The organism is Sphingobacterium sp. UBA5670, assembly GCF_002420705.1.
Lineage (GTDB): Bacteria > Bacteroidota > Bacteroidia > Sphingobacteriales > Sphingobacteriaceae > Sphingobacterium.
Window position 1 is genome coordinate 23957 of the sequence record NZ_DIIM01000009.1, and the last position, 12481, is coordinate 36437.

General features: G+C 37.3%; 10 protein-coding genes. 9 read left to right on the top strand and 1 reads right to left on the bottom strand.

Annotation, left to right across the window (positions count from 1 at the left end; all coding sequences use genetic code 11):
* Window positions 1-8 precede the first annotated feature (8 nt).
* The 8 genes from B3C94_RS08405 (at window position 9) to B3C94_RS08440 (ending at window position 9436) form a co-directional block, all read left to right on the top strand.
* A complete protein-coding gene (locus B3C94_RS08405) occupies window positions 9-1478 on the top strand; it encodes a RagB/SusD family nutrient uptake outer membrane protein (protein WP_293901919.1) in 1470 nt (489 codons plus the stop codon).
* 3 nt (window positions 1479-1481) lie between these two features.
* Window positions 1482-2867 carry a substrate import-associated zinc metallohydrolase lipoprotein gene (locus B3C94_RS08410; RefSeq protein WP_293901922.1) on the top strand — a complete coding sequence of 462 codons (1386 nt, stop codon included), beginning with the start codon at window positions 1482-1484 and terminating at the stop codon, window positions 2865-2867.
* Between the two features lies 1 nt (window position 2868).
* Entirely contained in the window at window positions 2869-4188 is a 1320-nt protein-coding gene (locus B3C94_RS08415; protein WP_293901925.1) for a DUF4302 domain-containing protein, read from the top strand.
* A gap of 197 nt (window positions 4189-4385) precedes the next feature.
* Complete coding sequence (locus B3C94_RS08420) at window positions 4386-5105, top strand: hypothetical protein (protein ID WP_293901928.1); 720 nt, start codon at window positions 4386-4388, stop codon at window positions 5103-5105.
* Between the two features lie 18 nt (window positions 5106-5123).
* Window positions 5124-5564, top strand: a complete 441-nt coding sequence (locus B3C94_RS08425; protein WP_293901931.1) for a PH domain-containing protein — start codon at window positions 5124-5126, stop codon at window positions 5562-5564.
* 173 nt (window positions 5565-5737) lie between these two features.
* Window positions 5738-6400 (top strand): hypothetical protein, encoded by a 663-nt coding sequence (locus tag B3C94_RS08430; protein ID WP_293901934.1) that lies wholly within the window; start codon window positions 5738-5740, stop codon window positions 6398-6400.
* Between the two features lie 1227 nt (window positions 6401-7627).
* Entirely contained in the window at window positions 7628-8059 is a 432-nt protein-coding gene (locus B3C94_RS08435; RefSeq protein WP_293901937.1) for a nuclear transport factor 2 family protein, read from the top strand.
* 378 nt (window positions 8060-8437) lie between these two features.
* Window positions 8438-9436 (top strand): energy transducer TonB, encoded by a 999-nt coding sequence (locus tag B3C94_RS08440; protein ID WP_293901940.1) that lies wholly within the window; start codon window positions 8438-8440, stop codon window positions 9434-9436.
* Window positions 9437-9484: 48 nt separating this feature from the next.
* Here B3C94_RS08440 and acs read toward each other — a convergent pair whose 3' ends face one another.
* Window positions 9485-11401 (bottom strand): acetate--CoA ligase, encoded by a 1917-nt coding sequence (gene acs, locus B3C94_RS08445; RefSeq protein ID WP_293901943.1) that lies wholly within the window; start codon window positions 11399-11401, stop codon window positions 9485-9487.
* A 184-nt stretch (window positions 11402-11585) separates the two neighbouring features.
* On the opposite strand from acs, the gene B3C94_RS08450 reads away from it, so the two are divergent.
* Window positions 11586-12464 carry a hypothetical protein gene (locus B3C94_RS08450; protein WP_293901946.1) on the top strand — a complete coding sequence of 293 codons (879 nt, stop codon included), beginning with the start codon at window positions 11586-11588 and terminating at the stop codon, window positions 12462-12464.
* Window positions 12465-12481: the final 17 nt, after the last annotated feature.

The following is a 12481-nucleotide window of genomic DNA, read 5'->3' on the forward strand; positions in this document are numbered from 1 at the left end:
GGTTAATCATGAAATTAAATACTATTAAATATATTCTTTTATCCTCTGCTTTTTTGTTCAGTGGATGTAGCAAGTATCTTGATCAAGAGCCTGATATGCGTGCTCAGATCAATACTGTAGATAAAGTTAAGCGATTGATTGCATCAGCCTATCCTGGCCGAAATTCTTTGGCTATGGCTGAAACGTATTCGGACAATGTCGAAGACAAAGGTGTTGGCGATTTGTATCAGCCAGTTCCTGCCCTTTATGAGTGGAAAGATATTATCGGCGACGATACGGATTCGCCAACCGCTTATTGGAATGCATGTTATGAAGCAATTGCAGCGGCTAATCATGCGCTGGATGCCATTGAGAAGAACGATTTTGGCGCTGATGTTTTACCTTATAAAGGCGAAGCATTGGTTGCTCGTGCTTATTGTCATTTTATGCTTGCTAACTATTTTGCAAAAGTATATGACCCAAAATCGGGAGCTAGTAATGATTCTCCGGGTATACCATATGTGAAAGAACCTGAAACGGTACTTATAAAAAAATATGATCGAGGAACTGTTAAATCGACTTATGATAATATCCGTCAGGATCTGGAGGAAGGGTTAGCATTATTGGACAAAGGAAAAGGCCTTTGGGATGTTCCTAAATACCATTTTACACCTGAGGCTGCTCATGCTTTCGCTACACGTTTCTACTTGTTCACAGGAGAATGGCAAAAAGTAGTGGATAATGCCAATAAGATCTTTGGTGGTAATTTTACAGGTAAATTAATCCCTTATAATTCCACTTTCAAGACATTAGGCTTTGAGTCCGTTCGTACCGAATTTGCCAAGGCCGAACAACCCTATAACTTATTGATTAATGAAACTTATAGCGGTTACCAAAGATGGTGGAACAATCGTTATGCTATGGGGATAAATGTGTTCCAAAATATTTATAATGGCATGACCGCTGCAGGGGCAAAGCTCTATAATTTTGGAGTAAGTTATGGATCACCGCATTATACAACTTATCTGTGGAAAGAGTTTTGGTATGTGACTAATCCAACTGCAAATACAGGTTTTCCGATGTTAATGGTGCCCGTATTGATTACTGATGAGGTTCTTTTAAATCGTGCAGAAGCTTACGCTGTATTGGGGAATGCCAATAGTGCCTTGGCGGATCTTAATTTATTTGCCAGCAATAGAATCAATAATTATAATCCCAATACGCATGCGGTGACTGTTGCAAAATCCAAGGAGTTTTTTGGTGTGGCTGATGAAAAAGAAGCCTTGATTGAAACAACATTACAGTTTAAACAAATTGGATTTATGTCGATGGGGCTCCGTTGGTTTGATATTATACGGAAAGGCTTAACGGTTAAACATAATATGATTGGGAACGATGAACGTGAAACTATTCTTGAACTTAAGCCAGAGGATCCGAGGAGAGTATTTCAAATTCCTCAAGAGGCAAAATTAGCAGGTGTCGAACTAAACCCAAGATAAATCATGAAAACAATTGTTAAAATATTTACAGGAGTTGGTCTGATCGGATTAATCTTTTCCTGCAATAAAGAAGATAAACTAAATTACACGCTTCAGAACTACGATACATTTGTACCTGGGGCTATTGACGAATGGATTACTAAAAATCTAACAGATCCCTATAATATTGAGGTGGTCTATCGCTATCAGCGCAATATGCATGATATAAACAAAAATATATCTCCAGCTGATGAATCGAAAGTGATTCCGCAAATGGATATTGTTAAAAAGGGATTTTTGGATGTATACAATAAAATTGGGGGAGCCACCTTCATTAAAACCTATACCCCAAAACAATTTGCATTATTTGGTTCCGGAGATTATGACCCAGATGGCTCAGTGAAAGGAGGAACAGCTGATGGTGGACGCCGGATAACACTCTATGGATTAAATGGACTGAATGAGAATAATCCTAATTCAGTAATTGGGAATTTGCAAGTTATTCATCACGAATTTACCCACATACTAAACCAAACACGATTTATACCAGTTGATTTTGAAAAAGTATGTGTTGGAGATTATTACTCCAATTGGACTGCGCAAGAAAATGATGAAGCAACAGCAAGGGCATTGGGTTTTATCTCTCCATATTCTCGAAAATCTGTAGGTGAAGACTTTGCGGAAACGCTTTCCCATTTAATCGTGCAGGGACAGTTGTTTTATGATAGTTATGCCTATGAATCTGGAGAGACTGCCTATCCCAAATTCGGGAAGAAAGAGACTATTGTTAGGGATTATATGATCAAGTATTTTAATATTGATGTGACGCAGTTGCAAATGGAATTTCAGCGAGTAATGGAGGAACAGTATAAAAGTACAGCATTTAAATTTCCTACTTTAATCGCGAGAAACCAAGTCGGTTGGTTGGATTGGGATATTCGTAATAGCTGGTCGATCAGTAAACCAGTTTCTGCTAAGCAAAAAGAAGTGCTAAATCCGATCCTCGATGGCTTGGGAGGTTATACTACAAAGTCATTGCAGTTCAGATTGATGTCAGCCAATAAAGCCACATTATATATCACCTTTGGGGATAATTCAAATACATGGGCTGCGGCGTATGATTTTTCAATCACTAAAAATTCAAATGATACCTTTGTTTTTGAACTATCGGAAGAGCAGGGTGAGGAAAATCCATTTGATGAGAATGCGTACGAATATGCAAAAATAAGTTGGATTGCTAGCGATGTACAGCCTTTAATTAATTACTTAGGAAATACAAGTTTTAACTTGGACTGGTATACTCCATTGAAAGACGTTACACCACAGGAATATCTAAAATTTATAAATTTTAAGGATAGCAAAGATTCAAAAGCGATTATGCTGGGTCAAATAACTCCAAGAAAATATTAGTATGAAAAAAATATTTTATTTTATATGTTTTGTATTACTAGCGATGAGTTGTACAAAACCAAAAGAAGTCGAGCTGGAATTGGGGGCTGATCCTGACTCCCGTATTTCGGATACACTTTCCTATGTAAGAAAAACATTAGTGGAAGCACCCTATGGATGGAAAGCAAGTTTGACGACAGAGTATTCTGGTGGATATGGGTTTTATATGCAATTTGGTAACAATGATCGTTTAAAAATGGTTGCAGATTTGAACGATAACACCGCATCGGTGCCTAAAGAATCGACTTACCGTATTCGTCAAATTATGGCTGCTACATTATCTTTTGATACATATACTTACTTGACAATGTTGCAAGATCCTACCCCTAGTACATTCGGCGGACAAGCTGGAAAGGGTATGGGGAGTGATGTAGAGTTTGACTACGTAAAAACTCATGGTGACACTTTGTTTTTTGAAGGTCGAAAATTTCAAAAACCGCTAAAGTTAGTAAAAGCAACTAAGATAGAACAAGAATCTTATATGGGCGGGGGGTATGAAGAAGCCGTAAATAAATTTAAAAACTATTTTGCGAATAATCCCTTTTCGAAGCTTAGCATCGGTGATACACAATTCGAATTTGGATTTGATTACAGAGGTAAATCGACCACGTTGGAAGCTAGAAACTCTGATGGAAGCTTTTCCACTTTGGATGCTGCCGTTTTTGCTTTTACTCTGAAGGGAATTGAATTTGTTAATGGTCTTCCCTATAAGGACGTAATTTTGAAAGAGCTCGTTTGGGAAGGGAGTGGCTTGATAGCAGTTGATAAAAATGGAAAAAAATATTCAGTAAACAAAAGTAATGCTCCCTTTAGGCAGTTGTATGAAGTGATAGGGACCAAATATTCCGAATTAGTAAGTGACTATAAAAGCTACCTTCCTGGAACGTCTACTGATGGTTTGGCAATTTTAAAACGTTTTCATGATGGATTGGGAAATGGTGCTGCCGGATATTATTTTAATTACGGCTACATGGATTTGAATTGGGAAAAAGACAAGGGAATTGTAACTCTGATTGGATTCTCTAGTCAAAACGGTGGTGCAAGTGGTTGGGAGACAAAAATTGTCTATGATTATACATTCAACGAAGCTACAAAAGCCTTTACTTTTAAACTAAAACAAGGAGCATCAGGGGGATATGTAGGTGGAATTATGGATAAAATGGATAGCTTTTTAAAAACAAATAGTTTTACACTTGAATATTACGTTGCCAACGGAGTTATCTGTGGTATGTTAAGATCAGTACAGAACCCGTCAATTACGATGACTTTTGATTTATATTAAGATGAAAGCAGTGATTGCAAGAAAATGCGGTCACTGCTTTTCAAAAGACCTCACTGCTTGCTATACTTTAATGGTCTGTAAATTAAAAGATCTTTTAACTTGATATCATGACTAGGAATTGGCATATCTATCTATATATAATTATATTTTTCTTATCGGCATGTAATATACGTACCTCCGATAAGATTACTGGCAGTATGCCAATATCAACTCATTTCGATATAGATTTATACAATTTAAAGAGTGGAGTAAAGGTGTTGTCAGATACATCGTCTAAGCAAAATTTTGAATTAAATGTTGAGCAGCTTTCGAAGGGAATCTATCAAATCGTTTTTTCCTGGGAGAGGGATGTGGTAAAGCCACAGGAGATCGAACGATTTACCCGTCAACCGGAACTTGGTACACCGAAATATTATATGTCAACCACATTTTGGCTGGATGACAAAGAGTCTGATAATTATAAACTGTTATTGGACACGACCTATCAGCAAGCGGAACTAGAAGAACTATTGTTGGCGAAGAATAAGGGCGAATCAATTAAAATGGCGGTCGTATCTGATGGAGCAAATAATAAACTCTATAATGAATATTTAACATTAGTGGATCGTTATAAAGCTAAAAATCGGCAGCAAAAAGACAGCCTTCTGCAATCAGCGCATTACAATGGTCTTAAATTAATCGAAAATTCAGAGCGATTGAATACGCTCTTAACAAAAGATTGGTTGCCAAATGTGAAAGCAGCATTGTTACGTGAAGAAATAAATTTTATGAAAAATAATATAGATAACGAGGTCATTTCTCATATCTATCATATTCAGGTTAATACGAAAGAAGATTTCGAACAATATCGTGAAGTCTATAATTTGTTCCCGCATTCAGTTAAGCAAAATTTTACCGTTTGGAATAAAAGTAACTGACTTATCAAACTATTGATTATGAAAGAAGTATTTAATACCCACATACCCTTCGGTAGTTATATATGGGGGGCTGGGATGATTATATTTATTGCCATGGTATCATATGGTGACTTGGAACAAGGACTTTACACTGGGGCACTTTTGTTGTTTGCGGTATTTGCATTAACCTGGTATTTCACTTTCTTCTATAAACGTTATTGGATTGAAGACAATAAACTGTTTATTAAAAGTATCTGGGGAACAGATTCTGTTGATGTCAACTCCATTCGCAAAGTTGAAGCTGATAAGGTATTTTGGTTTGGATCGATGAGGTTCACCGTTTTAAGGCCCTATAGAAGGGGAATGATTCTGCATTATAATGTGATTGATGATATATTCGTTGATCCGGAAAATCCAACCCAATTTATTGATAAATTAAAACAAATTGCACCCAATATCAATGTTATCGAATCGAAATAGTCTTTTTCCTCAATAAAGTTTCGTCAATACGAATTGGTTTCTCGTTGCTTTGGGTGAAGGTTTTTGTAAATCTCGTTTCTGATGTAATGAATCTGTTGATTCAGTTGTCATAATTAAAGGGTATAGGCCTTACCTTGATTAGTTTAATTGATATAAACCAAATTGTAAATTTTATGAAGTATTTTTTTAGTGCTCTTGTATTTGTTTTTGCATTTCCGTTATTCGCGCAACAAAAAACCAATCAAACTAAACATCTACCATTTGAGACGATCTATTTCGCCGGTGTTCAATTTAACAACGCTAGCAATCTGAATAGGATTTTGAAAGATTATGATTCCGGAAAGGTACCCGGATTTGGATGGAATGCTGGAGCTGGACTTGCATACAGGATCAAACAAACCCTTATTGGCGTGAATTTTAGCCTGTCGACAAGCAGTAAAAACGACAATACAATGAATGCCGGAGATTTTACGCTTTATGTATCTACCAATGCGATACGTATAGGCGGATTGATCTTTAGCCCGCAGCTGGGAATAGGTACGCAGTCTACTACCTTTACTGTTCAAAAGAAAAATCTGAATGGGGAATTTGGAGATTTTTTGACCACACATTCCAACCAAACAAAAATGGAATATGATGCTGCTATTGTTGATCTAAGTGTTACGTTGAAAACATTCAATTCCGAACGAACTAGATTTCGCCCGGAATGTAGAATCGGTTATAAATCTTCTATTACGCAGAATGAATGGAAAGTAGTGAATGCTGCAGTTTCAAATGTTCCGAAGGATAGACTGGGACATTTCTATGTGCAATTAGCTTGGGGTATTGGACGATAGAAAAGCTAAATTCTAAATATTTCTACTTAAAGGGTATCATTAAGTTAATAAATACTATTGAAAAGATTAATTTAAATGATAGTTTTGGTAGATTCGTAGATATAAATACTTACGACTAATAACTTATGATGAAAGCACACGGCAAATTATTTTTTATATACTGCTTTATCATGTCAGTAATAATATTAAGTCAGCAAGTTATTGATGTTTACTTTCGAGGTGAAGTAGCTGAGTTTACTATAGGTCGGATAACCGCCAACTTTATTTTTTTGATCATAGGAGCGGTGACACTAACGTTTGTAGAAATAAGAACTAAAAAAGTTAATAGATAGGGAGCTATTTATAAAGCCAAACAGGACAGAACTATTACACATTGGGTGTAATGTACTTTCATTGATTCAGAACAAATGTTTCAACAGGTATACGCTAGTGGAGTTTTCCACGCGATGTTAATAACTATGTGGAAAACGTTTTGATCTGTCTTATTGAAATTTATAATTTGTAGATGAAGTTCATTAGCCTACAAGTCTAAGTACTTTTTCGTATATTTAGTAATACCATTATATTGACATTTCACTGATGAAAATCAAATTTATATTTATTTTAATATTGTGCTTGATTGTCTGCTTTTCAATAACAGCAACAATCTATTATTTTTTGGATGAAAAATCTTCTATTCGCGACTCCTTGTTTGTGGCTTCTATAGCAAGCACTATTGTGATTACTTTCTTCTCAAAGTTTTACAAGGTCACTCAACGTACATAATTATATTTTCCTGATACCAGCCCCGTCCCAATTTATAGTCAACTTCTGACTGTAATCACCTTGTTTGTGCAGCGAATCCTCCATTGGGTATATTTTATAGTGCATTCTCCTTGCCTATAACTTTTTAACAATTCACTAGCCTTCAGGAGTCGTTTTTGATTTGGTCAAAAGTTATTTTTAAGAAAGCGATTTGTATAGTTTTGGGTCCTTTGTTGATAACTTCTCACTACAAAAGAGATATTACCTAGGAATTGTTTATCTAGTCGATATCGTTCTCCATTTACCGCTCCATTACCTCCATTTACCGACTTTTTTATTCCGTTGATCTAAATGTAATAAAAAGGAATGCTGTGTTGTCTTACTTTTGAATCATAATCTTAAAGGAATTGATGCAACAAAATCAAGATCCTTGCGACAATTAGAAAAGGGATAAAAAAACTAACAATATAAAGTATAGCAATTATGAAAACTTTAGTAAAAACATTCGCAGCAGCAGCATTGATTACACTATCGACTGTTTCAATGGCAGCAGCTGACCCAGGTAAAGCGTTGAACCTTTCCACAGCCGATTTGGCCATCGATAGCTACGTGTCAGTAATGACAGAAGGCGCGTCTCAGGGCGTAGAAAAATTGTTCGCATCCGAATTCAATCAAAAAGTTCAAGGAAAAGCTTCACGTACCAATAGTCGTTCGGAAGTTATTTCATTCTTGAAAAAGCAAAAAGGTGAAAAGTTAAATTGTAGCACAAGTACTGAAGTCCTTGAGGAATCTGAAAACTATATGGTTGCACGGATCACCATGAAGTTTGACGATTTCACGAAAACAGATTTGGTGACATTAATCAATGAATCAGGAACCTGGAAGGTTGCAAGTTCCGTAAACTCCTATAAATAGAAACTGTTTAATTAAATTCATATGTTTATTTTAGCCACGTCGGGATGATGTGGCTTTTTTTATCGGAAATAGCGTATGGATATTTTTTGATCAAGAAATCTTGGAGTTTTGGCAGATATGAAAGACTAGCTCATCGCTCATAAAAAGACTTTCAATAGACCAAAGAACCGGATCGATGTTCAGGATATTGGAAGAAATTATCAGGCTTCGAGAGGGAGAAAGTGACCAAGTTCTCTAAGTTATCAACAATGTTATTAACATCTTGTGGAAAACTTAGCCGTGACAGGGGGTTGCATAAAGAAATAAACTTTATTTAACCTATTAATTTTTTAATTAACTGGGATATTTCTTAATATTACTGTTGTATTGACAATTATTATGAAGTATTATTTAGACTTTTCGACGAAGCTTATTTGTTTTTTTCTACTGAATCTGTGCGGATTGAGCCTTTCCGCACAAGTTACTTTTACCACTTACCATAGGAAAGATGGAGAGGAGACTAAGACGCAAGACTCGGCTTATTTTTTAAGAGCAGTTCATGTGGATATACAGGGGAAAGATAAAGTCTATCGAATAGAGGAATACTATTTGCGGAATGACTCACTAAAACTCAATGGGATAAGTGAGAGTGGACGCCCGCCATTCAGATTTTTGGGTAAAAAATATGAATTCCATGAAAATGGTACGCTAAAGAGTTTCGAGAAATTTAGCGATGATAGCAATCTTATTGATTCGGCTTTTTATCTCTATCCGAATAATAAGTTGAAGATGATCGTATTCTATCCGAGTGAATTGAAGAAAAAGAAACTATTGATCAAGAAGCCTATCTATGTTGTGTATTATGACTCTTTAAATAATAAAAAGTTAGAAAATGGAAACGGTTTTATTCGCTTTAGTATAGATGAGAAGGAAGAAGCCGAAGAAGGTCAGCTGGTTAATAATCTGCGCGAGGGGGAGTGGCGAGGAAAAAGTGGACGGGATTCTTTTGTCGAGCATTATAAGGAGGATAAATTGCTTTCAGGCACTAAATCAAAAGAAAATGGTACTGTCATTTCATATGATTCTACGACCTATAAAGTACAGCCCGAATATCCTGGAGGAACCAAGGAAATGATGTATTTTGTGGCAAGAAATTATGACTATCCCAAACAAGCCATGATGAATGGTATAAGCGGTACTGTAGAAATAGAGTTCATTATAAATAAACAGGGCCGGATAGAAGATGTGAAATTAAAAAACGATCTGGGTTTCGGTACAGGCGAAGCTGGTATCAAGGTCGTCAAAAAGCTTAGAAAATGGAAACCCGGTATGCTCCGTGGTGAACCTGTAAGGGTTGGCTATACGTTGCCGATAAGGTTAAATTTGAGGGGAATATAAAAACAGCCTTCCATTTGGAAGGCTGTTTTTTTAAAGATACTTTATATACTATTTTTTCAAAGCTGCAGCGCCTTTAATGATACCCTCCACAACAGCAGGATCTTGAAGTGTCGAAGTATCACCTACATTGGCGATATCGTCTTCGGCAATCTTGCGTAAGATACGGCGCATGATTTTTCCTGAGCGTGTCTTTGGTAGGTCATCCACAAACTGGATAATGTCTGGTTTCGCAATCGGACCGATAATGCGTGAAACAGTTTCCATGATATCTTTTTTGGTTGCTTCGGCATCCGTATGGTGGTTGGCAATCACATAGGCATAGATGCCCTGGCCTTTTACTGGGTGCGGGTAACCGACAATAGCAGACTCTACAACATCGGCGTGCATATTGATGGCATTTTCTACCTCTGCTGTACCAATACGGTGGCCCGAAACGTTCAGTACATCATCTACACGGCCTGTGATTTTGTAATAGCCTTCTGGACTGCGGAAACATCCATCGCCCGTAAAATACATATCCTTATACGTCGAGAAATAGGTTTGACGACAGCGGTCATGATCTCCCCATGTCGTGCGTAACATACCTGGCCATGGGAATTTGATACACAGATTGCCTGTCACATCATTGCCCTCAATTTCTTTTCCATTCTCATCCATCAATGCTGGTTGAATTCCCGGCATCGGGAACATCGCATAACTTGCTTTTTCAGGTGTTACGCCGGCAAGCGATGTGATTAAGTGACCGCCATTCTCTGTTTGCCAATAGGTATCCACAATAGGGCAGTTCGTTTTACCAACTTTTTCGTTAAACCAGTTCCAGGCTTCTTCGTTGATTGGTTCTCCTACGGACCCCAAAACACGCAAAGAGGAAAGATCGTTTTTGTCGACAAATTCGTCGCCAAAAGCCATTAATGAGCGTATAGCTGTGGGAGAAGTATAGATAATATTGACTTTGAATTTATCTACAATATCCCAATAACGGCTTGCGTCAGGGAAAGTTGGTACACCTTCAAACATCAATGAAGTAGCTCCTTGTGACAAAGGTCCATACACGATATAACTGTGTCCCGTAATCCAGCCAATATCTGCTGTACAGAAAAACACATCGTTTGGCTTATACTGGAACGTATTCATAAAAGTATAGCCTGTATACACCATATAACCGCCGCAAGTGTGTACAACTCCTTTAGGTTTACCTGTGGATCCGGATGTATAAAGGATAAATAAGGTATCTTCAGCATCCATTTCTTCAGCCGGACATGCTGGATTTCCTTGTGTTTCTACTTTTTTGATCTCATCTTCCCACCATACGTCACGTCCTTTGATCATCGAAACCGGTGTACGCGTACGTGTTAAGACAATGACTTTCTCAACGGTGTCACATTGCATTAACGCATCGTCGACAATATTTTTTAGACCAATGGTTTTATTTCCGCGGTAACTACCGTCTGAAGTAACAATCAGCTTGCATTCCGCATCTACGATACGGTCCGCAATAGAACGCGCTGAAAAGCCTCCAAAGACCACGGAGTGAATAGCACCAATACGTGCACAGGCCAATACAGCAATGACCAATTCCGGAACCATTGGTAGGTAAATACATACCCGATCCCCTTTTTTGATGTTATTATTTTTAAGTACGTTGGCAAATTGTTCTACTTTTTGTAACAATTGCTTATAGGATAGAATGCGGTGTGCTTCATTTGGATCATTAGGTTCCCAGATGATGGCTGGTTTATCACCGTTCGCATAAATATGGCGGTCAAGACAGTTTTCTGTAATATTTAATTTTGCACCCTCAAACCATTTGACATTGGGTTCTTCAAAGTTCCAGTTCAGCACTTTATTCCATTTTCTCTTCCAGAAAAAATGATCTGCAATACTCGCCCAAAACTCCTCAGGTTGTTCTACACTTCGCTTATATTCACTTTGATATTCTTCAAATGATTTTATTTGTAGGCTCATCGTTATTAGGATTATTATGAATTATTTTAATTTATATTGTTATCGTTGCGAAATTGTTTTTGATGTTTCGATTTCGGTGTACAATTTAGCGGTTTTTGCCCATTTTATCAAAAAATTGATGTTTAATATAATGTTAAACTACTTTTAGCTATAAGATTGTTATCTTGCATCAAGATTTACCAAGATGTCTTTTCTAAGAAAGCTATTCTATATTACAATCTATACAAATCTTCTGATCGCCATGGCGGCCATGGCGCAATGTGCGCTTACTTATATCATATTCGAACGCTCTATCAATTGGTACATCGTTTTAGTGGAAGGGACAGCGACTTTGTTGCTTTATAATTTTAGCCTATGGTGGTCCAAACCGAAAAATCCAAAAGAATCAAAATTCCCCCGAACACGCTGGATCTTTAATCATGAATGGGTCATGTGGTTAAATAATGGTGTTGCTTTGCTGGTGCTGGTATATTGCTTGTGGTATATCCACCTGTATTCTTTTCTGTTTTTGGGATTCATTGGAATCTTAAGCCTCTTATACGGGATGCCCCTGTTTACCTTCCATGATCGCAAGGTTGGCCTTCGGCAGATCCCGGGAGCCAAGATTTTTCATATTGCGCTGGTCTGGGTCTGCAGCAGCGTGGTACTGCCCTATGTAGAATTGGCCAACGTGGGTGTCAAAATTGATCAGTGGGTTTTTATCGCCCTTTGCGGATTGAAGTTTATATTTTTGGTTATCTGTACATTGCCTTTTGATATCCGCGATATTCAGCAGGATTCCTATTATCACTTACGGACTTTGCCTAATATGCTGGGCGAACAGAAAGCTAAAAATCTAACTTATGTGCTGCTGGGCCTTCACTGCATTTTGATTTTGACGGTACCTTATTCAATATCCATAAAAATTGGATTGATTCTGACGAACATGCTCATATTTGCCTTACTAAAACTGGCAGTTTTCAAAACGAAAGATCATTACCACTACGCTTATCTACTGGACGGTAGCCTGGTGTTGCAGTTTCTGATCGTTGTTCTTATTGGTATCTTTAGTCCTGGAACATAAGTTTTTATACGTTTCAA